Annotated in this window: 20 protein-coding genes, 2 tRNA genes and 3 rRNA genes; 11 read left to right on the forward strand and 14 right to left on the reverse strand. The window is 52.3% G+C overall.

Annotation, left to right across the window (positions count from 1 at the left end; translation table 11 throughout):
- The first annotated feature begins 28 nt into the window (after positions 1 to 28).
- A complete protein-coding gene (gene gloB / locus M4I31_RS19095) occupies positions 29 to 784 on the forward strand; it encodes a hydroxyacylglutathione hydrolase (RefSeq protein WP_069323837.1) in 756 nt (251 codons plus the stop codon).
- Positions 785 to 855: 71 nt separating this feature from the next.
- On the forward strand, positions 856 to 2,214 hold the full coding sequence (gene mltD / locus M4I31_RS19100) for a murein transglycosylase D (protein ID WP_042310500.1): 1,359 nt from the start codon (positions 856 to 858) through the stop codon (positions 2,212 to 2,214).
- A 49-nt stretch (positions 2,215 to 2,263) separates the two neighbouring features.
- Here the strand turns inward: mltD and M4I31_RS19105 are convergent, their stop codons facing one another.
- The 3 genes from M4I31_RS19105 to M4I31_RS19115 form a co-directional block, all read right to left on the reverse strand.
- Positions 2,264 to 3,034 carry a class I SAM-dependent methyltransferase gene (locus M4I31_RS19105; RefSeq protein ID WP_085047758.1) on the reverse strand — a complete coding sequence of 257 codons (771 nt, stop codon included), beginning with the start codon at positions 3,032 to 3,034 and terminating at the stop codon, positions 2,264 to 2,266.
- Positions 3,035 to 3,112: 78 nt separating this feature from the next.
- On the reverse strand, positions 3,113 to 3,913 hold the full coding sequence (locus M4I31_RS19110; protein ID WP_038637479.1) for an endonuclease/exonuclease/phosphatase family protein: 801 nt from the start codon (positions 3,911 to 3,913) through the stop codon (positions 3,113 to 3,115).
- A 131-nt stretch (positions 3,914 to 4,044) separates the two neighbouring features.
- Entirely contained in the window at positions 4,045 to 5,220 is a 1,176-nt protein-coding gene (locus M4I31_RS19115; RefSeq protein ID WP_085047759.1) for an MFS transporter, read from the reverse strand.
- A gap of 104 nt (positions 5,221 to 5,324) precedes the next feature.
- Here M4I31_RS19115 and yafC point away from each other — a divergent pair, with 104 nt between their 5' ends.
- Positions 5,325 to 6,239 (forward strand): DNA-binding transcriptional regulator YafC, encoded by a 915-nt coding sequence (yafC, locus tag M4I31_RS19120; RefSeq protein ID WP_069323835.1) that lies wholly within the window; start codon positions 5,325 to 5,327, stop codon positions 6,237 to 6,239.
- Between the two features lie 30 nt (positions 6,240 to 6,269).
- Here yafC and dkgB read toward each other — a convergent pair whose 3' ends face one another.
- From dkgB to gmhB, 7 genes are all read right to left on the reverse strand, one after another.
- Positions 6,270 to 7,073 carry a 2,5-didehydrogluconate reductase DkgB gene (gene dkgB, locus M4I31_RS19125; protein ID WP_085047760.1) on the reverse strand — a complete coding sequence of 268 codons (804 nt, stop codon included), beginning with the start codon at positions 7,071 to 7,073 and terminating at the stop codon, positions 6,270 to 6,272.
- 164 nt (positions 7,074 to 7,237) lie between these two features.
- Positions 7,238 to 7,314 (reverse strand) — tRNA-Asp (locus M4I31_RS19130).
- Positions 7,315 to 7,368: 54 nt separating this feature from the next.
- A 5S ribosomal RNA gene (gene rrf / locus M4I31_RS19135) occupies positions 7,369 to 7,484 on the reverse strand.
- 97 nt (positions 7,485 to 7,581) lie between these two features.
- Positions 7,582 to 10,486: ribosomal RNA gene (locus M4I31_RS19140) — 23S ribosomal RNA — on the reverse strand.
- A gap of 209 nt (positions 10,487 to 10,695) precedes the next feature.
- Positions 10,696 to 10,771 (reverse strand) — tRNA-Glu (locus M4I31_RS19145).
- A gap of 85 nt (positions 10,772 to 10,856) precedes the next feature.
- Positions 10,857 to 12,396 (reverse strand): 16S ribosomal RNA (locus tag M4I31_RS19150).
- The 16S, 23S and 5S rRNA genes sit together here with 2 tRNA genes alongside, the layout of an rRNA operon.
- Before the next feature lie 364 nt (positions 12,397 to 12,760).
- On the reverse strand, positions 12,761 to 13,327 hold the full coding sequence (gene gmhB, locus M4I31_RS19155; RefSeq protein ID WP_038637462.1) for a D-glycero-beta-D-manno-heptose 1,7-bisphosphate 7-phosphatase: 567 nt from the start codon (positions 13,325 to 13,327) through the stop codon (positions 12,761 to 12,763).
- A 189-nt stretch (positions 13,328 to 13,516) separates the two neighbouring features.
- Between gmhB and metN the strand changes: the two genes are divergently transcribed.
- From metN to proS, 6 genes are all read left to right on the forward strand, one after another.
- A complete protein-coding gene (metN, locus tag M4I31_RS19160; protein ID WP_038637459.1) occupies positions 13,517 to 14,548 on the forward strand; it encodes a methionine ABC transporter ATP-binding protein MetN in 1,032 nt (343 codons plus the stop codon).
- Positions 14,541 to 15,194: a methionine ABC transporter permease MetI gene (locus M4I31_RS19165; protein ID WP_006686810.1), complete on the forward strand. Its 654-nt coding sequence runs from the start codon at positions 14,541 to 14,543 to the stop codon at positions 15,192 to 15,194. The genes metN and M4I31_RS19165 overlap by 8 nt, the downstream gene beginning before the upstream one ends.
- A 44-nt stretch (positions 15,195 to 15,238) precedes the next feature.
- Complete coding sequence (gene metQ / locus M4I31_RS19170) at positions 15,239 to 16,054, forward strand: methionine ABC transporter substrate-binding lipoprotein MetQ (RefSeq protein ID WP_006686809.1); 816 nt, start codon at positions 15,239 to 15,241, stop codon at positions 16,052 to 16,054.
- 116 nt (positions 16,055 to 16,170) lie between these two features.
- On the forward strand, positions 16,171 to 16,575 hold the full coding sequence (gene rcsF / locus M4I31_RS19175; protein WP_016151780.1) for an Rcs stress response system protein RcsF: 405 nt from the start codon (positions 16,171 to 16,173) through the stop codon (positions 16,573 to 16,575).
- A complete protein-coding gene (gene tsaA / locus M4I31_RS19180) occupies positions 16,572 to 17,279 on the forward strand; it encodes a tRNA (N6-threonylcarbamoyladenosine(37)-N6)-methyltransferase TrmO (protein ID WP_085048270.1) in 708 nt (235 codons plus the stop codon). The genes rcsF and tsaA overlap by 4 nt, the downstream gene beginning before the upstream one ends.
- A 113-nt stretch (positions 17,280 to 17,392) precedes the next feature.
- A complete protein-coding gene (gene proS / locus M4I31_RS19185; RefSeq protein WP_038637453.1) occupies positions 17,393 to 19,111 on the forward strand; it encodes a proline--tRNA ligase in 1,719 nt (572 codons plus the stop codon).
- A gap of 43 nt (positions 19,112 to 19,154) precedes the next feature.
- Here proS and nlpE read toward each other — a convergent pair whose 3' ends face one another.
- Genes nlpE through M4I31_RS19200 form a run of 3 tightly spaced genes read right to left on the reverse strand, consistent with a single transcriptional unit; the run spans position 19,155 to position 20,848 of the window.
- Complete coding sequence (nlpE, locus tag M4I31_RS19190; protein WP_087857695.1) at positions 19,155 to 19,853, reverse strand: envelope stress response activation lipoprotein NlpE; 699 nt, start codon at positions 19,851 to 19,853, stop codon at positions 19,155 to 19,157.
- Positions 19,854 to 19,883: 30 nt separating this feature from the next.
- A complete protein-coding gene (gene arfB / locus M4I31_RS19195) occupies positions 19,884 to 20,306 on the reverse strand; it encodes an alternative ribosome rescue aminoacyl-tRNA hydrolase ArfB (RefSeq protein WP_085048271.1) in 423 nt (140 codons plus the stop codon).
- Positions 20,303 to 20,848 (reverse strand): YaeQ family protein, encoded by a 546-nt coding sequence (locus M4I31_RS19200; RefSeq protein ID WP_085048272.1) that lies wholly within the window; start codon positions 20,846 to 20,848, stop codon positions 20,303 to 20,305. The genes arfB and M4I31_RS19200 overlap by 4 nt, the downstream gene beginning before the upstream one ends.
- Positions 20,849 to 21,037: 189 nt before the next feature.
- Here M4I31_RS19200 and M4I31_RS19205 point away from each other — a divergent pair, with 189 nt between their 5' ends.
- Together M4I31_RS19205 and rof are read left to right on the forward strand one after the other, a co-directional pair.
- Positions 21,038 to 21,238: a YaeP family protein gene (locus tag M4I31_RS19205; protein ID WP_024132476.1), complete on the forward strand. Its 201-nt coding sequence runs from the start codon at positions 21,038 to 21,040 to the stop codon at positions 21,236 to 21,238.
- Complete coding sequence (gene rof, locus M4I31_RS19210) at positions 21,225 to 21,485, forward strand: Rho-binding antiterminator (protein ID WP_003018503.1); 261 nt, start codon at positions 21,225 to 21,227, stop codon at positions 21,483 to 21,485. Before M4I31_RS19205 ends, rof begins: the two co-directional genes overlap by 14 nt.
- Before the next feature lie 83 nt (positions 21,486 to 21,568).
- Here the strand turns inward: rof and tilS are convergent, their stop codons facing one another.
- Positions 21,569 to 22,861 (reverse strand): tRNA lysidine(34) synthetase TilS, encoded by a 1,293-nt coding sequence (gene tilS, locus M4I31_RS19215; protein ID WP_085048273.1) that lies wholly within the window; start codon positions 22,859 to 22,861, stop codon positions 21,569 to 21,571.
- Positions 22,862 to 22,872 lie beyond the last annotated feature (11 nt).

Genomic DNA, 22,872 nt, shown 5'->3' on the forward strand with positions numbered 1-22,872 from the left:
CCTTCCGTTTCGCATTGAGAGGTAAGATATGAATCTTAACAGTATTCCTGCATTTCAGGACAATTACATCTGGGTCCTGTCAAATAATGACCAACATTGTCTGATTGTTGACCCGGGAGAAGCCGCCCCAGTTCTGCAAGCCATTGCAGAACATAACTGGGTGCCAGAGGCCATTCTGCTGACCCACCATCATCAGGATCACGTTGGCGGCGTGAAAGAACTCCTGCAACACTTCCCACAAATAGTGGTATACGGACCGGCTGAAACGCAAGATAAGGGAACGACGCACATAGTCGAAGATGGCGATATTGCTCTCGTATTGGGGCATGAATTTAAGGTAATTGCTACGCCGGGTCACACTTTAGGACATATCTGTTACTTTAGTCACCCTTACCTGTTTTGTGGCGACACGCTCTTTTCTGGTGGCTGCGGTCGGCTTTTCGAAGGTACTGCAACACAGATGTATCAATCACTTAAAAAGATCAGCGCACTTCCCGATGATACTTTGATTTGTTGCGCGCATGAGTACACATTAGCAAATATGAAGTTTGCTTTAAGCATCCTCCCGCACGATTCGTTCATAAATGAATATTATCGTAAAGTTAATGAGTTACGCGTAAAAAAACAAATGACACTACCCGTAATTCTGAAAAATGAGCGGCGAAATAATATTTTTTTGCGAACTGAAGATATTGATTTAATTAATGAAATAAACAAAGAAACAATATTGCAACAACCTGAAGAGCGTTTTGCCTGGTTAAGGTCAAAGAAAGATACGTTCTGACAATTCCGGGTTGCCTTTTGAAAACTTCGCCGTTATGATCGGTCGTCTTTTAAGCAACTATTGACACACACATGAAGGCAAAAGCGATATTACTCGCCTCTGTCCTGCTTGTTGGGTGCCAGAATACTGGTAACGTCCAACAGCACGCACAGAGCCTTTCTGCAGCTGGTCAAGGGGAAGCAGGAAAGTTTACAAGTCAGGCGCGATGGATGGACGATGGAACATCTATCGCTGCTGATCAAGATTTGTGGGCTTTCATTGGTGACGAGCTAAAGATGGGAATTCCGGAAAACAGCCGGATTCGCGAACAGAAACAGAAGTATTTACGCAATAAGAGCTATCTCCACGATGTAACTTTACGGGCAGAGCCGTATATGTACTGGATAGCCGGGCAGGTTAAGAAACGTAACATGCCAATGGAACTGGTATTACTACCCATAGTGGAGAGCGCTTTTGATCCTCACGCAACGTCTGGCGCCAATGCCGCAGGTATTTGGCAGATCATTCCGAGCACGGGGCGCAATTATGGTTTAAAGCAGACCCGCAATTATGATGCACGTCGCGACATTGTGGCTTCCACCACTGCCGCGCTCGACATGATGCAGCGTCTGAACAAGATGTTTGATGGCGACTGGCTGCTGACCATTGCTGCTTATAATAGCGGTGAAGGTCGCGTGATGAAGGCGATCAAAACGAACAAAGCGCGTGGTAAATCCACCGACTTCTGGTCGTTACCGTTGCCTCAGGAAACGAAGCTGTATGTGCCCAAAATGCTGGCTTTGAGCGATATTCTCAAAAACAGCAAGCGCTATGGCGTGCGTCTGCCTACAACAGACGAAAGCCGCGCATTGGCACGTGTTCGCTTGAATAGCCCGGTTGAGATGGCTCAGGTTGCCGATATGGCGGGTATATCCGTCAGCAAGCTGAAGACCTTCAATGCAGGCGTGAAAGGCTCCACGTTGGGTGCCAGCGGTCCGCAATATGTGATGGTGCCAAAGAAGCATGCAGAAAAGCTGCGTGAGTCTCTGGCTTCAGGCGAAATTGCAGCCGTGCAGTCAACGCTGCTCGCGGATAACACGCCGCTGAACAGCCGTAGCTACAAAGTTCGCTCTGGCGATACGCTTTCTGGCGTTGCTTCACGTCTTGGCGTGAGCACAAAAGACCTGAAACAGTGGAACAATCTGCGTGGTTCTTCCCTGAAAGTAGGCCAAAGCCTGACGGTAGGCGCTGGAACCAGCGCGCAGCGCCTGGCTAATAACAGCGATAGCATCACCTATCGTGTGCGTAAGGGCGACTCGCTGTCGAGCATTGCCAAACGTCACGGGGTTAACATCAAAGATGTGATGCGCTGGAATAGCGACACGGACAACCTGCAGCCTGGCGATCAGCTAACGTTGTTTGTGAAAAACAACGGTATGCCGGACTCCTGATAACATTGTAGAAATGAAGGCACTGGTTTCCCCCCTGTGCCTTTTTTATTTATCCTGCTTTATGCGCCTCTACCATTATCGTGTCGCTGGTAAACGATCCCTCTTCCTGTAATGCAAAGTAGGCCTTCACGTCAGCAGATGCACTCTGTTGGTATAAACGAATCGCTTCGGTCAACGCCGCAGGCGTACGCATCCGCGCAACCCACGAACTGAACTCCAGCGGCAAGCGGTCAGTTAACAAGGTGTCAGCAATGAGATTCGCGTCATTGATTAAAGACAGCCACTCCCCGCTGGAATAATTGCGTACGTGCGAGGTATCACGCAACGCTTCCACGGTTTGTAACCAGATATCACGTACAGGGTGACCCGGCGACATCACATCCATCACGATCAGTACGCCGCCAGGCTTCAGGACGCGGTTCACCTCCCGCAGCGCGCGCCCGACATCATGCCAGTGATGCGCGGAATAGCGGCTAATCACCACATCAAACGCGTTATCTTCAAATGGCAGGCTTTCGGCATAACCCTGACGCGTGGAGAGGTTTTCCAGCCCCCTGTCTTTTGCCGCCTCCGCCACCACTTCAAGCATTTGTGAAGATAAATCATAAGCTACGACCTGCCTGACGTGTTGCGCAGCCACAAAACTGGCATGCCCTGCTCCGCATCCCATATCCAGTAACCGGGCTTGCGGAAATGCTGACAATCTTGCGGACAGGCGTTGCAAATCGCGGCCAGAGGCATGTACCGCACTGGTCAAATAGGCATTAGCCTGAGAGCCAAACTGTTTTTCGACGTTGTCATGATGGGAGCGTGTTGTCATTGTGTTGTCCTTCGGTTGTTGTTTAATAAGAAGGGCAGCACCACTACAGGTCTGCCCTACGGCAGACCTGACACACCGTTATTGTTCAGGTTTGCCGGGACTGAATTCAACGAGTAGCGGATTGTGATCGGATGCGCGGGTGACCAGCACAGAGGCTTCACTCACGTTCAAACCACGATAGAACACAAAATCGAGAGGGCGACCAAACGCGCGTCGGCGTTGATCGTCGGTAAAGCGCACCTGGCGCAGCGACATTTCGCGCGCAAAGCGGTACAGCGCATTCATCCGTCGACGGCTCCAGGCATTAAAATCACCCGCCATGATCACCGGACCGCTGTGATGGGCAATCTGATCGCCAATAGGAAGTAACTGCTTACTATAGACATCAACGCCGAGGCTGAAATTTACCGCGTGGATATTCACCACCATCAATAAACGCGTATCAGGCAACGGGTAAACCGTCACCAATGCCGATTTCGCCAGCCGTAAAATAGGCTCACGCTCGCGCAATGGACAGCAGTAAACAGGATGGGCGGCAGAAAGTGTCATGACGCCAGAGGGGTGCTGAGGCAGCACAAAGGCGGGTACCTGGTCGGCAGCGAGATAGTTAGCGGTCGCAAACTGCACCAGTTCAGGCGTGGTTTGCGCTTCCTGCAATAACACCAGATGCGCATCTTTGCCAAAATTTTTCAGCACCGACTGCCATTCTGCACGCTGCTGCTTAAAAATATTCCATACCAGCACGCGAATGCGATCTTCACTGCTTAACGGAGCGCCTGCGGGTAATGCCTGGCCAATATGCGCAAACGACCCTGGCGGTAAAATCCGCTCAACGGGCTGTCCGGCAACATAACGCATGGCATAGGTGTTTTTTCGCACTTTAGACTTTCAAACCTCTGTAACGTCAACCAGTCCGCAGCCGGACTGGTTCTTCTGTTATAGGGATTTTAGCACTCACTTTCAACGAACAATTGCAGTTTGTTTTGTAAGTGGGCGCTTACATCAATGATTTACCCCAGAGCAATGCGTACAGGTTTATCAAGGCGACCGCTGACGCCCATCAGTAAGAAAGCCACCAGAACAATGAGGGCACCAATCCACGGGGTCTGCGCCAAACCGTAATGCTCCACCGTTTGCCCGCCAATCACTGAACCCAATGCAATACCAATGTTAAACGCTGCAATGTTGAGTCCTGATGCCACATCTACCGCATTAGGCGTGAATTGTTCGGCTTTCTGAACAACGTAGACCTGCAAACCCGGTACGTTGCCAAAGGCAAAGATCCCCATCACCAGAATAGTGGCCAGTGCGGCGTACTGAGTGGATGCGGTCACCTGGAAGACCATCAGCAGAACAAACAGTGCGGCGAAAATAAATTTCAGCGCAGGAACGGCACCATGCTTATCTGCCAGTTTGCCGCCCCAGATATTGCCGATAGCCACAGATACGCCATAACCCAGCAAGATCCAGCTTACTGCTGCCGGGGAGAATCCAGCCAGATCCTGCATCATCGGCGCCAGGAAGGTGAATGCCGTGAATACACCGCCATAGCCCAGCGCCGTAACGGCGTAAATCAGCAACAGACGAGGATGGGTCAGCACTTTCACCTGGTCACGAATGCTGGCGGCCGCCCGACCGGGAATGTTGGCCGGTATCAGCAGTTGGCTACTAATCAGCGCGATCACGCCTAACATTGATACCGCAAGAAAAGTTTCGCGCCAGCCAAAATGCTGACCGATGAATGTCCCCAGCGGCACGCCCGTAACCAGCGCCACCGTTAAGCCGCCAAACATAATGGCGATCGCGGAAGCCGCTTTCTCTTTCGGCACCAGACTTGTCGCGATGGTAGAGCCAATTGAGAAGAACACACCGTGCGCCAGCCCCGTCAGCAGACGGGCGACGATTAATGTCATATAGTCCGGTGCCTGCCATGCCAGCAAATTCCCGGCCGTAAACAAGACCATCAGCGCGACCAGTAACTGTTTACGCGGTAAGCGTCCGGTCAGAGCAGTCAGCACCGGCGCGCCAATAGCCACGCCCAGCGCATAGATTGAAACCAACATTCCGGCGGAAGGTAACGAGATCGCCAGTTGTTGAGCAATGGTCGGCACCAGGCCGACAATCACAAACTCAGTCGTGCCAATAGCGAAGGCACTTATCGTCAGTGCAAATAAAGCGAGAGGCATAAATAACTCCATAACATCAGTAATCAGATGACACGCAGTATGCCTGGATGTTTTAATGACAAAAATATTCAAAATATCAATTTAATTTTGCTTCAGGTGCAAAAATGAAAGCAACCTCCGAAGAACTTGCAATTTTTGTCGCTGTCGTGGAAAGCGGCAGCTTCAGCCGGGCGGCAGAGCAGCTTGGACAGGCCAATTCCGCTGTCAGCCGGGCAGTTAAAAAGCTGGAGATGAAGCTCGGCGTCAGTCTGCTTAATCGTACGACCCGACAGCTGAGCCTGACTGAAGAAGGTGAGCGATACTTCAGGCGCGTGCAGCAGATACTGCAAGAAATGGCTGCAGCAGAAACGGAAATCATGGAATCACGTAATACCCCACGCGGCTTACTGCGTATCGATGCGGCAACTCCGGTAATGCTGCATTTCCTGATGCCGCTGATTAAACCGTTCCGTGAGCGGTATCCCGAGATGACGTTGTCTCTTGTCTCCTCAGAAACGTTCATCAATCTTATTGAACGAAAAGTGGATGTTGCGATACGCGCAGGCACGTTGACTGATTCAAGTCTGCGCGCACGTCCGTTATTTACCAGCTACCGCAAGATTATCGCTTCACCTGACTATATTGCCCGTTTTGGCAAGCCAGAGAGCGTTGAAGAGTTAAAACGGCACCTGTGTCTGGGGTTTTCTGAACCCATCTCGCTCAACACCTGGCCAATAGCCTGTAGCGATGGGCAGCTCCATGAGGTCGAATGTGGGATTTCTTCCAACAGCGGGGAAACGTTAAAACAGCTTTGCCTGAGCGGTAACGGCATTGCATGTCTTTCAGATTATATGATTGACAAAGAGATCGAGCAGGGAGAACTGGTGGAACTGCTGGCCGATAAGCGTCTGCCGGTAGAAATGCCTTTCAGCGCAGTTTACTACAGCGATCGTGCCGTCAGTACACGTATCCGGGCATTTATCGACTTCTTAAGTGAACATATAAAAACAGCTCCCGAAGGAGCTGTGAAAGAGGGTTAAAGGGTACAAAGGGTACAAAGGGTCAAGCAATTAATCCCACTCAGGGGCCAGACCTTCCGGGCTAACCAGGCGATCGTTGCAATCCAGTGCCGCGATCGCTGCTCTATCTTCGGCATCCAGATGCAGTTCCAGTGCCAGTAGGTTACTTGCCAGGTTTTCACGCTTGGTGGAAGAAGGGATTACTGAGTAACCTTCTCCCATTGCCCATGCCAGGATAACCTGTGCCGAAGTCGCATTATGTTTTGCGGCGATGCGCGCAATCACCTCATCTTTCAGCGCTTTACCGTAAGCCAGCGTCATGTAAGAGGTGATGTGGATACCGTGCGCTTTCGCCCAGTCAACCACCCGACGGCTCTGCAGATACGGAGACAGTTCAATCTGGTTAGTGGCGATGTTCTCCACGCCCACTGTAGCAATGGCTTTTTCCATCAGCGGAATGGTGAAGTTTGAAATGCCAATTTCGCGAGTCAGCCCTTGTTCTTTAGCTTCAAGCAATGCCTGCATACATTCTTCGACAGATACGGCGTCACCCGGAGATGGCCAGTGGATTAGCGTCAGATCGACATAATCCGTACGAAGTTTTTTCAGGCTCTCTTTCAGGCTTGGGATCAGCTTGTCTTTGCTAAGGTTTTCAATCCAGATCTTGGTGGTGATATACAGCTCGCTACGTGGTACGCCGCTCTCAGCAATCGCCTGGCCAACAGCCGCTTCATTATCATAGATTTGCGCAGTGTCGACAGCACGGTAGCCCAGCTCTAGCGCCGTTTTAACAGAAGCGATAACCACGTCGTCTTTCAGGCGAAAAGTACCTAAACCGAATGCAGGGATAGTCATGAAATTCCTCTTTTTAATCACAATGTTCGTTTACGGAGAGGATTATGAACTTCAGCGCTTTATAGAAAAAGAATGAAAAATGCAGAGGATTTTTGCGAATTTAGCAATAATTAAATCGCAGGCAAAGAAAAAGCCCTGAGCGTTAGCTCAGGGCTCTTAATAAGTGGCGGAACGGACGGGACTCGAACCCGCGACCCCCTGCGTGACAGGCAGGTATTCTAACCAACTGAACTACCGCTCCACCGAATTTCTTTGTCACCACCCGGATTTTCATCCCGGCTTACTGCAATTTGATACCTGGCAGTTCCCTACTCTCGCATGGGGAGACCCCACACTACCATCGGCGCTACGGCGTTTCACTTCTGAGTTCGGCATGGGGTCAGGTGGGACCACCGCGCTACAGCCGCCAGGCAAATTCTGTTTATTAACCCGCTTTTCGCCGGTTAATGTCATCTGTAATCAAGCTGAAACTGATGTCTGTCTTTCGCCAAAACATCTTCGGCGTTGTAAGGTTAAGCCTCACGGTTCATTAGTATCGGTTAGCTCAATGTATCGCTACACTTACACACCCGACCTATCAACGTCGTCGTCTTCAACGTTCCTTCAGGAGACTCTAAGTCTCAGGGAGAACTCATCTCGGGGCAAGTTTCGTGCTTAGATGCTTTCAGCACTTATCTCTTCCGCATTTAGCTACCGGGCAGTGCCATTGGCATGACAACCCGAACACCAGTGATGCGTCCACTCCGGTCCTCTCGTACTAGGAGCAGCCCCCCTCAATTCTCCAGCGCCCACGGCAGATAGGGACCGAACTGTCTCACGACGTTCTAAACCCAGCTCGCGTACCACTTTAAATGGCGAACAGCCATACCCTTGGGACCTACTTCAGCCCCAGGATGTGATGAGCCGACATCGAGGTGCCAAACACCGCCGTCGATATGAACTCTTGGGCGGTATCAGCCTGTTATCCCCGGAGTACCTTTTATCCGTTGAGCGATGGCCCTTCCATTCAGAACCACCGGATCACTAAGACCTGCTTTCGCACCTGCTCGAGCCGTCACTCTCGCAGTCAAGCTAGCTTATGCCTTTGCACTAACCTCCTGATGTCCGACCAGGATTAGCTAACCTTCGTGCTCCTCCGTTACTCTTTGGGAGGAGACCGCCCCAGTCAAACTACCCACCAGACACTGTCCGCAACCCGGATTACGGGCCCACGTTAGAACACCAGCCATTAAAGGGTGGTATTTCAAGGACGGCTCCATGCAGACTGGCGTCCACACTTCAAAGCCTCCCACCTATCCTACACATCAAGGACCAGTGTTCAGTGTCAAGCTATAGTAAAGGTTCACGGGGTCTTTCCGTCTTGCCGCGGGTACACTGCATCTTCACAGCGAGTTCAATTTCACTGAGTCTCGGGTGGAGACAGCCTGGCCATCATTACGCCATTCGTGCAGGTCGGAACTTACCCGACAAGGAATTTCGCTACCTTAGGACCGTTATAGTTACGGCCGCCGTTTACCGGGGCTTCGATCAAGAGCTTCTCCTTACGGATAACCCCATCAATTAACCTTCCGGCACCGGGCAGGCGTCACACCGTATACGTCCACTTTCGTGTTTGCACAGTGCTGTGTTTTTAATAAACAGTTGCAGCCAGCTGGTATCTTCGACTGATTTCAGCTCCATGAGTAAATCACTTCACCTACATATCAGCGTGCCTTCTCCCGAAGTTACGGCACCATTTTGCCTAGTTCCTTCACCCGAGTTCTCTCAAGCGCCTTGGTATTCTCTACCTGACCACCTGTGTCGGTTTGGGGTACGATTTCGTGTTACCTGATGCTTAGAGGCTTTTCCTGGAAGCAGGGCATTTGTCACTTCAGCACCGTAGTGCCTCGTCATCACACCTCAGCGTTAAAAGGTACCGGATTTACCTGGAACCTCCGCCTACATGCTTAAACCGGGACAACCGTCGCCCGGCCAACATAGCCTTCTCCGTCCCCCCTTCGCAGTAACACCAAGTACAGGAATATTAACCTGTTTCCCATCGACTACGCCTTTCGGCCTCGCCTTAGGGGTCGACTCACCCTGCCCCGATTAACGTTGGACAGGAACCCTTGGTCTTCCGGCGTGCGGGTTTTTCACCCGCATTATCGTTACTTATGTCAGCATTCGCACTTCTGATACCTCCAGCAACCCTCACAGGCCACCTTCAACGGCTTACAGAACGCTCCCCTACCCAACAACACATAGTGTCGCTGCCGCAGCTTCGGTGCATGGTTTAGCCCCGTTACATCTTCCGCGCAGGCCGACTCGACCAGTGAGCTATTACGCTTTCTTTAAATGATGGCTGCTTCTAAGCCAACATCCTGGCTGTCTGTGCCTTCCCACATCGTTTCCCACTTAACCATGACTTTGGGACCTTAGCTGGCGGTCTGGGTTGTTTCCCTCTTCACGACGGACGTTAGCACCCGCCGTGTGTCTCCCGTGATAACATTCTTCGGTATTCGCAGTTTGCATCGGGTTGGTAAGTCGGGATGACCCCCTAGCCGAAACAGTGCTCTACCCCCGAAGATGAGTTCACGAGGCGCTACCTAAATAGCTTTCGGGGAGAACCAGCTATCTCCCGGTTTGATTGGCCTTTCACCCCCAGCCACAAGTCATCCGCTAATTTTTCAACATTAGTCGGTTCGGTCCTCCAGTTAGTGTTACCCAACCTTCAACCTGCCCATGGCTAGATCACCGGGTTTCGGGTCTATACCCTGCAACTTAACGCCCAGTTAAGACTCGGTTTCCCTTCGGCTCCCCTATACGGTTAACCTTGCTACAGAATATAAGTCGCTGACCCATTATACAAAAGGTACGCAGTCACACCCGAAGGTGCTCCCACTGCTTGTACGTACACGGTTTCAGGTTCTTTTTCACTCCCCTCGCCGGGGTTCTTTTCGCCTTTCCCTCACGGTACTGGTTCACTATCGGTCAGTCAGGAGTATTTAGCCTTGGAGGATGGTCCCCCCATATTCAGACAGGATACCACGTGTCCCGCCCTACTCTTCGAGTTCACAACCTGTGCATTTTTGTGTACGGGACTATCACCCTGTACCGTCGGACTTTCCAGACCGTTCCACTAACACACATGCTGATTCAGACTCTGGGCTGCTCCCCGTTCGCTCGCCGCTACTGGGGGAATCTCGGTTGATTTCTTTTCCTCGGGGTACTTAGATGTTTCAGTTCCCCCGGTTCGCTTCGTTAACCTATGTATTCAGTTAACGATAGTGTGTCGAATCACACTGGGTTTCCCCATTCGGAAATCGCCGGTTATAACGGTTCATATCACCTTACCGGCGCTTATCGCAGATTAGCACGTCCTTCATCGCCTCTGACTGCCAGGGCATCCACCGTGTACGCTTAGTCGCTTAACCTCACAACCCGAAGATGTTTCACTTCTGATTGCGAAAATTTGAGAGACTCGAACACACCTTTTATCTGTTCTTATTACGGAGAACAGACACAGTGTGTCGTTTCAATTTTCAGCTTGATCCAGATTTTTAAAGAGCAAATATCTCAAACATCACCCGAAGATGAGTTTTGAGATATCAGGGTGCGCGTCTTTCACTCACGAACCAGCAAGTGGCGTCCCCTAGGGGATTCGAACCCCTGTTACCGCCGTGAAAGGGCGGTGTCCTGGGCCTCTAGACGAAGGGGACACTGAAGTCTCAATCGCAAGACGCCTTGCTATTCACTTTTCATCAGACAATCTGTGTGAGCACTGCAAAGGTCGGTTCTTTAAGGTAAGGAGGTGATCCAACCGCAGGTTCCCCTACGGTTACCTTGTTACGACTTCACCCCAGTCATGAATCACAAAGTGGTAAGCGCCCTCCCGAAGGTTAAGCTACCTACTTCTTTTGCAACCCACTCCCATGGTGTGACGGGCGGTGTGTACAAGGCCCGGGAACGTATTCACCGTGGCATTCTGATCCACGATTACTAGCGATTCCGACTTCATGGAGTCGAGTTGCAGACTCCAATCCGGACTACGACATACTTTATGAGGTCCGCTTGCTCTCGCGAGGTCGCTTCTCTTTGTATATGCCATTGTAGCACGTGTGTAGCCCTACTCGTAAGGGCCATGATGACTTGACGTCATCCCCACCTTCCTCCAGTTTATCACTGGCAGTCTCCTTTGAGTTCCCGACCGAATCGCTGGCAACAAAGGATAAGGGTTGCGCTCGTTGCGGGACTTAACCCAACATTTCACAACACGAGCTGACGACAGCCATGCAGCACCTGTCTCAGAGTTCCCGAAGGCACCAAAGCATCTCTGCTAAGTTCTCTGGATGTCAAGAGTAGGTAAGGTTCTTCGCGTTGCATCGAATTAAACCACATGCTCCACCGCTTGTGCGGGCCCCCGTCAATTCATTTGAGTTTTAACCTTGCGGCCGTACTCCCCAGGCGGTCGACTTAACGCGTTAGCTCCGGAAGCCACGCCTCAAGGGCACAACCTCCAAGTCGACATCGTTTACGGCGTGGACTACCAGGGTATCTAATCCTGTTTGCTCCCCACGCTTTCGCACCTGAGCGTCAGTCTTTGTCCAGGGGGCCGCCTTCGCCACCGGTATTCCTCCAGATCTCTACGCATTTCACCGCTACACCTGGAATTCTACCCCCCTCTACAAGACTCTAGCCTGCCAGTTTCGGATGCAGTTCCCAGGTTGAGCCCGGGGATTTCACATCCGACTTGACAGACCGCCTGCGTGCGCTTTACGCCCAGTAATTCCGATTAACGCTTGCACCCTCCGTATTACCGCGGCTGCTGGCACGGAGTTAGCCGGTGCTTCTTCTGCGAGTAACGTCAATCGCTGTGGTTATTAACCACAACGCCTTCCTCCTCGCTGAAAGTACTTTACAACCCGAAGGCCTTCTTCATACACGCGGCATGGCTGCATCAGGCTTGCGCCCATTGTGCAATATTCCCCACTGCTGCCTCCCGTAGGAGTCTGGACCGTGTCTCAGTTCCAGTGTGGCTGGTCATCCTCTCAGACCAGCTAGGGATCGTCGCCTAGGTGAGCCGTTACCCCACCTACTAGCTAATCCCATCTGGGCACATCCGATGGCAAGAGGCCCGAAGGTCCCCCTCTTTGGTCTTGCGACATTATGCGGTATTAGCTACCGTTTCCAGTAGTTATCCCCCTCCATCGGGCAGTTTCCCAGACATTACTCACCCGTCCGCCACTCGTCACCCGAGAGCAAGCTCTCTGTGCTACCGTTCGACTTGCATGTGTTAGGCCTGCCGCCAGCGTTCAATCTGAGCCATGATCAAACTCTTCAATTTAAGTTTGATGCTCGTGAATTAAACTTCGTAATGAATTACGTGTTCACTCAGAGACTTGGTATTCATTTTTCGTCTTGCGACGTTAAGAATCCGTATCCTCGAGTGCCCACACAGATTGTCTGATAAATTGTTAAAGAGCAGTTGCGACGCGCTTTAGCGCTCTGTCGCGAGGTGGCGTATATTACGCTTTCCTCTTTCAGAGTCAACCCTCATTTTCAGGTTTTTCTCTTCAACCGACCGGGCTGTTTGTGTGAAGTGATTCACATCCGCCGTGTCGATGGAGGCGCATTATAGGGAGTCGACTCAGGAAGACAAGCGGAAAAATGCATTTTTGTTCCAACCGCTCACCTTTTATCCACAACGCTTACTTTTGCTGCTTTTTTATCGCCTTTGGCAGGTCTGCCAGACTATTTATAACCAAATCTGCCGCATTTTCTGCTTCCGGCGTGACGGGTTTGCCCGTGCGCACCAGTACCTTGGTTCCAACATTCGCCGCTGCTGCCGCCTGCATATCTTCTATTTTGTCGCCTACCATATAAGAAGCAGCCATATCGATGTGCAGGAAGTCGCGAGCGGAGATCAACATCCCGGGATGCGGCTTACGGCAATCGCAGACCTGACGATACTCTTCTACGGTACCCTGCGGATGGTGCGGGCAATAGTAGATACCATCCAGATCAACGTCGCGATCGGCCAGCGACCAGTCCATCCATTCGGTCAACGTTTCAAACTGTGCCTCGGTAAATTTACCGCGCGCGATACCAGACTGGTTCGTCACCACAATTAGCGCGTAACCCATATTTTTAAGTTCACGCATGGCATCAATAACGCCGTCGATAAACTCGAACTCATCAATCTCATGTACGTAACCGTGGTCCACATTAATGGTGCCGTCACGGTCGAGAAAAATTGCGGGTACAGACTTTGCCACCTTTTATAGCTCCTGAATAAGGCATGTGGCTCTAGTATCGCATGTTTCGGCGGGCAAGAAAGTGCTCATCGTGCAAAGCTAGATTGATTTAGACGTCTGGATGCCTTAACATCCATCTTGTTGACGGCCTTGACCGTCCCAGACAGACGAAAATGCCACGGCTAACTTAATTACGATAATAAATAACCAATGATTAAACTTTCGAATATCACCAAAGTGTTCCAGCAGGGGACTCGCACCATTCAGGCGCTAAATAATGTCAGCCTGCATGTTCCCGCCGGGCAGATTTACGGCGTCATTGGCGCCTCCGGTGCCGGTAAAAGTACGCTTATCCGCTGCGTTAACTTACTTGAACGCCCAACCGAAGGCAGCGTTCAGGTCGGCGGTCAGGAGCTGACAACGCTTTCAGAGTCCGAGTTGACCAAAGCTCGCCGTCAAATCGGCATGATTTTCCAACACTTTAACCTGCTCTCTTCCCGTACCGTGTTTGGCAACGTCGCGCTGCCGCTGGAACTGGATAACACGCCAAAGGAAGAGATCAAACGCCGTGTAACAGAACTGCTGGATTTAGTTGGCCTTGGCGACAAGCACGATAGCTATCCGGCCAACCTTTCCGGTGGACAAAAACAGCGAGTGGCGATCGCCCGTGCGCTGGCAAGTAATCCCAAAGTGTTGCTCTGCGATGAAGCCACCAGCGCACTCGACCCGGCAACCACGCGTTCGATTCTGGAACTGCTGAAAGACATTAACCGTCGTCTGGGTCTCACCATTCTGCTGATTACCCATGAGATGGACGTTGTAAAACGCATTTGTGACTGCGTGGCGGTCATCAGCAATGGTGAACTGATTGAACAGGACACCGTCAGCGAAGTCTTCTCTCACCCGAAAACGCCGCTGGCACAGAAGTTTATCCAGTCCACTCTACATCTGGATATCCCGGAAGATTATCTGGAACGTTTAAAAGCAGAGCCGCAAGCCGACAGCGTGCCAATGCTGCGCATGGAGTTCACCGGTCATTCGGTCGATGCGCCATTACTCTCTGAGACGGCCCGTCGCTTTAATGTGAATAACAACATTATTAGCGCGCAGATGGATTATGCCGGCGGCGTGAAGTTCGGCATTATGCTGACTGAAATGCACGGCACACAGGAAGATACACAAGCAGCCATTAACTGGCTGCAGGAACACCATGTAAAAGTAGAGGTACTGGGTTATGTCTGAGCCGATGATGTGGCTGCTGGTTCGCGGCGTATGGGAAACGCTGGCAATGACCTTTGTGTCCGGTTTTTTTGGTTTTGTCATTGGCCTGCCGGTTGGCGTATTGCTGTACGTTACGCGTCCTGGGCAAATCATTGAGAACGCTAAGCTTTACCGTACGCTCTCTGCGCTGGTAAATATTTTCCGTTCCATCCCATTCATTATTTTGCTGGTGTGGATGATTCCTTTCACCCGCATGATTGTGGGTACCTCTATTGGGCTGCAGGCCGCTATCGTCCCGCTGACAGTCGGCGCCGCGCCGTTTATCGCCCGTATGGTGGAAAACGCGCTGCTGGAAATCCCGACCGGGCTGATTGAAGCCTCCCGTGCGATGGGCGCCACGCCGTTGCAGATTGTACGTAAGGTATTACTGCCAGAAGCGCTGCCGGGTCTGGTCAATGCCGCCACCATCACGCTCATCACGTTGGTTGGCTATTCCGCGATGGGCGGTGCCGTCGGCGCAGGTGGTCTGGGACAGATTGGCTACCAGTACGGTTATATCGGCTACAACGCTACCGTGATGAATACAGTACTGGTATTGCTCGTCGTTCTGGTTTATTTAATTCAGTTATCCGGCGATCGCATCGTCCGGGTTGTCACGCACAAATAACGTTGCACACAACACTAAAAACTCATTAAGAAAAGGAAATAAGCATGGCGTTCAAATTCAAAACCTTTGCGGCAGTTGGAGCCCTGATCGGTTCTCTGGCACTTGTGGGTTGCGGTCAGGATGAAAAAGATCCTAACCACATCAAAGTGGGCGTTATTGTTGGCGCAGAGCAACAGGTTGCAGAAGTCGCGCAGAAAGTGGCAAAAGAAAAATACGGTCTGGACGTTGAGCTGGTCACGTTTAACGATTACGTCCTGCCTAACGAAGCGCTGAGCAAAGGCGACATTGATGCTAACGCCTTCCAGCACAAACCGTACCTGGATCAGCAGATTAAAGATCGTGGTTACAAGCTGGTTGCCGCGGGCAATACTTTTGTTTACCCGATTGCGGGCTATTCCAAAAAAATCAAATCACTGGATGAGCTGCAGGAAGGTTCTCAGGTCGCGATTCCAAACGACCCGACTAACCTCGGCCGCTCGCTGCTGCTGCTGCAAAAAGTGGGCTTAATCAAACTGAAAGACGGTGTTGGCCTGCTGCCGACCGCGCTGGACGTGATTGAAAACCCGAAAAACCTGAAGCTGGTTGAACTGGAAGCGCCGCAGCTGCCGCGCTCACTGGACGATGCGCAAATCGCCCTGGCGGTCATCAACACCACCTACGCCAGCCAGATTGGCCTGACCCCGGCAAAAGACGGTATCTTTGTTGAAGATAAAGATTCTCCGTACGTAAACCTGATCGTGACCCGTGAAGACAACAAAGATGCTGAGAACGTGAAGAAATTCGTGCAGGCCTACCAGTCTGACGAAGTGTACGAAGCAGCGAACAAAGTCTTCAACGGCGGTGCTGTTAAGGGCTGGTAATTTTAGGCTGTTTCCAGAATCTGTAATATCATCAGGACGGGCGCTTGCCCGTCTTGTCATTTATGCAAGCACCTGATTCAATATCTGACGTTTAGATCATTCATTGAGGAAATATTATGCGTGCTTTACCGATCTGTTTAGTAGCACTCATGCTGAGCGGCTGTTCTATGTTAAGCAGATCCCCTGTTGAACCCGTTCAAAGCACCGCTACCCCGCCAAAAGCGGAGCCGGAAAAACCAAAAGCACCGCGCGCGGCGCCGGTAAGAATCATTACTAACGCCGAAGATTTAGTGGGTAAACCGTTCCGCGATCTCGGCGAAGTCAGCGGCGAATCCTGCCAGGCATCTAACCAGGATTCCCCTCCGAGCATCCCAACCGCACGTAAACGCATGCAGATTAACGCCTCTAAAATGAAAGCGAATGCGGTATTGCTGCACAGTTGCGAAGTCACCAGCGGGACGCCAGGTTGCTATCGTCAGGCGGTTTGCATTGGTTCTGCACTGAACATTTCGGCGAAATGAGTCATTTTCAGTTCGAGCAAATAGGCGTTATCCGCTCACCTTATAAAGAAAAGTTCGCCGTTCCACGCCAGCCAGGTCTGGTGAAAAGTGCCAGAGGCGAACTGCATTTGCTCGCTCCCTATAACCAGGCCGAAGCTGTTCGCGGCCTGGAAGCCTTCAGCCATTTGTGGGTGATTTTTGTTTTTCATCAGACAATGGAAGGAGGATGGCGTCCAACCGTGCGCCCTCCCCGTCTTGGCGGCAACGCCAGAATGGGTGTCTTCGCCACGCGTTCAACGTTTCGTCCTAACCCTGTTGGCATGTCTTTGGTTGAGCTTCGAGGTATCCGCTGCCACAAAGAGCACGTCATCCTTGAGCTCGGCGGGCTGGATCTTGTCGATGGTACGCCGGTTGTGGATATTAAACCGTATCTGCCATTTGCCGAATCGCTGCCCGATGCTCGCGCCAGCTATGCTCAGGATGCACCGCAGGCCAGCGTAGATGTGTCGTTCAGTGAAGAGATCGCCGGGCAACTGGCTGGGCTGGAAAAACGTTATCCGCATCTTCGCCAGTTTATTGCCGAAGTGCTGGCGCAGGATCCCCGTCCTGCCTACCGTAAAAACGAGGAAGAAGGCAAAACCTACGCCGTTTGGCTGCTGGACTTTAACGTCCGCTGGCGCGTTACGCCGTCAGGATTTGAGGTCTTTGCTCTGGAAGCCCGCTAATTTGCGTCGCGTACTCTTTTGACATCCCTTTCTCGCTGGTAAACTAAACCACTTTTGTTTTGTGCCAGGCTCGTCTTGAGCCTGTTCGATCGTTCAACTGGAACCGTAACAACATGCGTACTAGCCAATATCTGCTCTCCACTCTGAAGGAGACACCTGCCGACGCCGAAGTCATCAGCCATCAGCTGATGCTGCGCGCCGGGATGATCCGCAAGCTGGCCTCCGGGTTATACACCTGGCTGCCGACCGGCGTGCGCGTCCTGAAAAAAGTCGAAAACATCGTGCGTGAAGAGATGAACAACGCCGGTGCGATCGAGGTGTTGATGCCGGTCGTTCAGCCCTCTGAGCTGTGGCAAGAGAGTGGCCGTTGGGAACAATACGGCCCGGAACTGCTGCGTATTGCTGACCGTGGCGATCGCCCGTTCGTCCTTGGCCCAACGCATGAAGAAGTGATCACCGACCTGATTCGTAACGAGCTGAGCTCTTACAAACAGCTGCCGCTGAACTTCTACCAAATCCAGACCAAATTCCGTGACGAAGTTCGTCCGCGCTTCGGCGTGATGCGTTCCCGCGAATTCCTGATGAAAGATGCCTACTCTTTCCATACCTCTCAGGAATCCCTGCAGGAGACCTACGACGCGATGTACGCAGCGTACAGCAAGATCTTCAGCCGTATGGGTCTCGATTTCCGTGCGGTACAAGCGGATACCGGTTCTATCGGCGGTAGCGCCTCTCACGAATTCCAGGTGCTGGCGCAGAGCGGCGAAGACGATGTGATCTTCTCCGACACCTCCGATTATGCAGCGAATATCGAGTTTGCCGAAGCCGTTGCGCCAAAAGAGCCGCGTGCGGCAGCAACGCAGGAGATGACGCTGGTCGATACGCCAAACGCCAAAACCATCGCCGAGCTGGTTGAGCAGTTCAACCTGCCGATCGAGAAAACCGTAAAAACCCTGCTGGTGAAAGCGGTTGAAGGCAGCAAGTCTCCGCTGATTGCACTGCTGGTTCGCGGCGATCACGAGCTGAACGAAGTCAAAGCGGAAAAACTGCCGCAGGTTGCCAGCCCGCTGACCTTCGCCACCGAAGAAGAGATTCGCGCACTGGTGAAAGCGGGTCCGGGTTCTCTGGGTCCGGTGAACATGCCAATTCCGGTCGTTATCGACCGTACCGTTGCCGTGATGAGCGACTTCGCCGCCGGCGCCAACATCGACGGTAAGCACTATTTCGGTATCAACTGGGATCGTGATGTTGCCACCCCGGAAGTTGCGGACATCCGTAACGTAGTCGCTGGCGACCCGAGTCCGGATGGCCAGGGTACGCTGCTGATTAAACGCGGCATCGAAGTGGGTCACATCTTCCAGTTGGGCACCAAGTACTCTGAAGCGATGAAAGCCGCCGTTCAGGGCGAAGATGGCCGTAACCAGATCCTGACCATGGGTTGCTACGGTATCGGGGTCACTCGCGTGGTTGCTGCTGCTATCGAACAGAACTATGACGATCGCGGTATCGTATGGCCAGACGCCATTGCCCCGTTCCAGGTCGCGATTCTGCCGATGAACATGCATAAGTCCTACCGCGTGCAGGAACTGGCTGAAAAGCTGTACGCAGAGCTGCGCGCGCAGGGCATTGAAGTGCTGATGGACGACCGTAAAGAGCGTCCGGGCGTGATGTTTGCCGATATGGAACTGATCGGTATTCCGCACACTATCGTGCTGGGCGACCGTAACCTCGACAACGACGATATCGAATACAAATACCGTCGTAACGGCGAGAAGCAGTTGATTAAAACGGGCGACATCGTCGACTACCTGGTAAAAGCCATTAAAGGCTAATATCAGCAAAAGGCCCTGATAATCAGGGCCTTTTTTTCATCAATTAATTACATCCTTTACCGGGGATAAATTTCGCATCTTTATCCGCCATCAGCGTTTTCACTTTCTCGCCAGTGTCCGGGTTCGCCTCCAGTGTAAAATGCGCTTCCAGCGTCAGCAATACGGATTGCCCGTTTTCCGCGCGCGCGGCTAAATAGTCACGCTCAAGCTGGGCGTTATTCGCCACCGGCATCCGTTTACCCGTTGCGCAGTCGGTAAAGATAGCTGCGTCAGCCATATAGAAGTACATGCCCCGCATCGGCATAGGCGTCACCGGTAAGCTAGCGGAAACGGGCTGAAGGGTGTAGTTGAACTGCGACTCAATCGGATTACCTTCACGATCGAGCATTTCCAGCGCTTCGCCTTTAGCACGATAGTACGACTTTTCACCTTTACTGTCGGTCAGCACCAGCTTATCCGCAGTGCGCGCCCATGTTCCATAAGAGGCAAAGGACGACGGTTCATCCCTCACCCCCTGATAACGTTCGTTCATCACCCATGTTCCGTCTTTTTCGAGGAACAGAGAAGTTTCAATCCCTTCGCAGTCCGCGCAAGGCAGGATGCCTCGCCAGCTTTGCTGCATCGGTTTTAATTCTGCCGCCCGTGTCGGCTGTAGTACTTCGACTTCAGTACGGTTGTTACAGCCGATCAAGGAAAAAAGCGTGCATGCAGCGACGACGGACAATATTGCTGTTTTCACTATCAATTCCTTATAAATTTTTATTCCTGCTCGTCAGTCTTGCGTTCGACGAACTCTCCCGCGCAGTGACTTCACTGTGGATTTTTGCGCCTTCGATGACAACCTACGCTCTTTCGAAGCGCGCGTAGGACGCGTTGCCTGTCGGCTTTTTTGCACTGCGGTTAATTCTTTGATCACCGCCACCAGCCGGGAGATTGCCGCTTCCCGGTTTAGCTCCTGGCTACGGTATTCCTGCGCCTTAATGATAATAACGCCATCACCGCTAATCAGATGATGGCTGGCGGCCAGCAGGCGTTCCTTATAATACTCTGGCAGGCCAGAGGCCCGAATGTCAAAGCGCAAATGGATGGCTGTCGAGGTCTTGTTAACGTGCTGACCACCCGCGCCCTGCGCCCGAATCGCCGTGATTTCCAGCTCATTATCAAGGATAGAGACGTTTCGGGAGATGACTATCATGAACCCTGCTGCCACGCGGTCAGATGAATTTCCAGATTGTTCTGAGAATCGGACAACCAGATAGCGCCATCCTGAATCGTCGCCTGCAGCGCCATGGTGCGACCAGCAAATTCACTCAGTTGCGCCAACTGTTCGTCATCCAGATACCACACGGTAAGATTTTTAAACTGCGTGCATTTACTCTGGTTTTGTTGCCACCAGATCTGGGCCGCACGGCTGTTGTAGGTAAACAGGGCTACCTCAGCAGACTGAGTGCAGGCTTTCTTAATACGACGCTCATCCGGCAGGCCGAGTTCAATCCATAAATCAATGCCCAGATGATCGTTTCGCAGCCAGGCTTCCGGTTCATCTTCCGCGCTCAGGCCACGCGTGAACTGCAGGCGTTCATCAGCATATTTAATCCACGCCAGCAGGCGCAGCATCATGCGCTCCTGGGTTTCTGAAGGGTGACGCGCCAGCGTCAAGGCTGCGTCAAGGAACTGGTTGCGGTCGAGATCCGCCACATTGACTACAGCTTTATAGATTGTCGCTTTAAGCGCCATTTGAGAACTCCTTTCGAATCAGGCGCTCATTGTAGCGAAAACTGCGGCAAAAGGCTGCTAACAGCACCTCTATCAAGGCCGCTGATATTGCCTGAATGAGTATGGTATAGTCACCTTGCTAAACAGAGTTTATCTTCGTAGGCTTAGACTTGCATCCACGGTTAAGTCAGAGTGCTGACAGGAGGGCATGTGGAAAAATATTGTGAGTTAATACGCAAGCGGTACGCGGAAATCGCCAGCGGAGACTTAGGGTATGTCCCGGATGCGCTGGGTTGCGTATTGAAGGTGCTTAATGAAATGGCGGCAGACAGCGCCCTTTCAGAGTCGGTCAGGGAAAAAGCGGCCTATGCTGCCGCGAACTTACTGGTGAGCGATTATGTCAATGAATGAAACGTATCAACCCATCAACTGTGATGATTACGACAATCTTGAACTCGCCTGCCAGCACCATTTGTTACTGACGTTGGCGTTAAAAGATGGCGAAGTTTTACAAGCGAAAGCAAACGATCTGGTTTCACGCAAAAACGTGGAATATCTGGTCGCAGATGTCGCAGGTGAAACCCGGGAGCTTCGCCTCGATAAAATTGCCAGCTTCAGTCACCCGCAAATCGGTACCGTGGTCGTCAGCGAATCCTGATTCTTTTGTTGCCGGATGGCGGTGCAAGCACCTTATCCGGCCTACTTTCCATGCGATATGTAGGTCGGATAAGCGCACCGCCATCAGGCATGCCAAACCAGACTCACCCCTTCTTTATCTTCTGCTGCTCCCTCACGCGTCACAAAAACACCCGCAGCCGCAATCAGCGTTTCGCCGTAAAACAACAGCGGCGTGGTATCTCGTCGCCAGGGCGGGATCCCCTGCTCCTGCCAGATTTTCTTTAATTTACGTCCCCCGTTACGCCCGACAATATGTAATACGCCTGGCGCTTTAAACCGAATGTTGACGGCTTCATCTGCCTGCGGCATACGCAATTCGCCAGCAGGGATGAGCTGCACCGAGCCTAACCCGGCAGGCAGCGTCAACGGCGTTTCCCGGCATGTCCACGGGATGACGGTTTCGCTTTGCCCATCGACCGATTTCACCCACCACAGCTGTGACTGATAACGACGAATGTCGAACTCTCCAAGGCGAAAACAGGGGGAAGCATCTTCCCGCGCCAGCGCGACTTCCTGCCAGATACGTTCCAGAGCGTCACGGGAAGGCATTGGCGCAGTTAATCCTGCCAGCCAGCGGCGAAGCAGGGCGGCACGCCGCACACTGCTCATCGTCATAAGCGGCGCCAGTAAAAGTGTGCCCTGGGCCGTGACACAGTCGGCTAAATCGCTGGCAAGCAGTTCATCCAGTAAGCTCTCCTGCTCGGCGCACAGCGCGGCGCTGCGGGCCGTGGCTTGCGCGAAGTGCGGCCAACGCTGTTGCAGCAACGGGGTAACGCGTAATCTGAGGAAATTGCGATCGTAGGTATCATCCTGATTACTTTCATCCTCAATCCAACATAATTGGTGCTGTCGCGCCCACCCTTCCAGCGCCTCTCGCGTTTGCGCCAGCAGCGGTCGGATCAGCCGGGTCCCGGCGAACGGCGAGCTTTCTCCCATGGCGGAAAGCCCGGCAGGGCCACTGCCACGCTTAAGGGCCAGCAGAAAAGTTTCGCACTGGTCGTCCAGATGCTGGGCGGTCATCAGTACCTCGCCCGGCAGCAACGTCTGTGCAAATGCGTGATAGCGCGCCCGCCGCGCCTGAGCTTCTATCCCCAGACCATCATCCTCCAGACGGACCCGTTCAACCACCAGCGGCACCTGCCACTGCGCGCATATCGATTCACAGTGCTGCACCCAGTTGTCCGCGTGGGGACTTAATCCATGATGAATATGGATTGCGCGCAACGTAACCTCAGGGTGCTGTGCTCGCCATAGCACTAACTGATGCAGCAGCACGGTGGAGTCCAGCCCGCCGCTAAAGGCGACCAGAATCGATTGAGAATTCAGCAGTGAAGTGTTCAGCGTGAGTGTTGTCATGATGGTTACTT

This window comes from Citrobacter sp. XT1-2-2 (assembly GCF_023516235.1).
Taxonomy (GTDB): domain Bacteria; phylum Pseudomonadota; class Gammaproteobacteria; order Enterobacterales; family Enterobacteriaceae; genus Citrobacter; species Citrobacter werkmanii.

What these genes read in the sequence shown, in the direction of transcription:
- proS (WP_038637453.1), top strand. Translation starts at nt 17,393, where the DNA reads ATGCGTACTAGCCAATATCTGCTCTCCACTCTGAAGGAGACACCTGCC.
- M4I31_RS19165 (WP_006686810.1), top strand. Translation starts at nt 14,541, where the DNA reads ATGTCTGAGCCGATGATGTGGCTGCTGGTTCGCGGCGTATGGGAAACG.
- gloB (WP_069323837.1), top strand. Translation starts at nt 29, where the DNA reads ATGAATCTTAACAGTATTCCTGCATTTCAGGACAATTACATCTGGGTC.
- rof (WP_003018503.1), top strand. Translation starts at nt 21,225, where the DNA reads ATGTCAATGAATGAAACGTATCAACCCATCAACTGTGATGATTACGAC.
- tilS (WP_085048273.1), bottom strand. Translation starts at nt 22,861, where the DNA reads ATGACAACACTCACGCTGAACACTTCACTGCTGAATTCTCAATCGATT.
- M4I31_RS19105 (WP_085047758.1), bottom strand. Translation starts at nt 3,034, where the DNA reads ATGACAACACGCTCCCATCATGACAACGTCGAAAAACAGTTTGGCTCT.
- metQ (WP_006686809.1), top strand. Translation starts at nt 15,239, where the DNA reads ATGGCGTTCAAATTCAAAACCTTTGCGGCAGTTGGAGCCCTGATCGGT.
- metN (WP_038637459.1), top strand. Translation starts at nt 13,517, where the DNA reads ATGATTAAACTTTCGAATATCACCAAAGTGTTCCAGCAGGGGACTCGC.
- rcsF (WP_016151780.1), top strand. Translation starts at nt 16,171, where the DNA reads ATGCGTGCTTTACCGATCTGTTTAGTAGCACTCATGCTGAGCGGCTGT.
- M4I31_RS19200 (WP_085048272.1), bottom strand. Translation starts at nt 20,848, where the DNA reads ATGGCGCTTAAAGCGACAATCTATAAAGCTGTAGTCAATGTGGCGGAT.
- tsaA (WP_085048270.1), top strand. Translation starts at nt 16,572, where the DNA reads ATGAGTCATTTTCAGTTCGAGCAAATAGGCGTTATCCGCTCACCTTAT.
- arfB (WP_085048271.1), bottom strand. Translation starts at nt 20,306, where the DNA reads ATGATAGTCATCTCCCGAAACGTCTCTATCCTTGATAATGAGCTGGAA.
- dkgB (WP_085047760.1), bottom strand. Translation starts at nt 7,073, where the DNA reads ATGACTATCCCTGCATTCGGTTTAGGTACTTTTCGCCTGAAAGACGAC.
- mltD (WP_042310500.1), top strand. Translation starts at nt 856, where the DNA reads ATGAAGGCAAAAGCGATATTACTCGCCTCTGTCCTGCTTGTTGGGTGC.
- M4I31_RS19115 (WP_085047759.1), bottom strand. Translation starts at nt 5,220, where the DNA reads ATGCCTCTCGCTTTATTTGCACTGACGATAAGTGCCTTCGCTATTGGC.
- yafC (WP_069323835.1), top strand. Translation starts at nt 5,325, where the DNA reads ATGAAAGCAACCTCCGAAGAACTTGCAATTTTTGTCGCTGTCGTGGAA.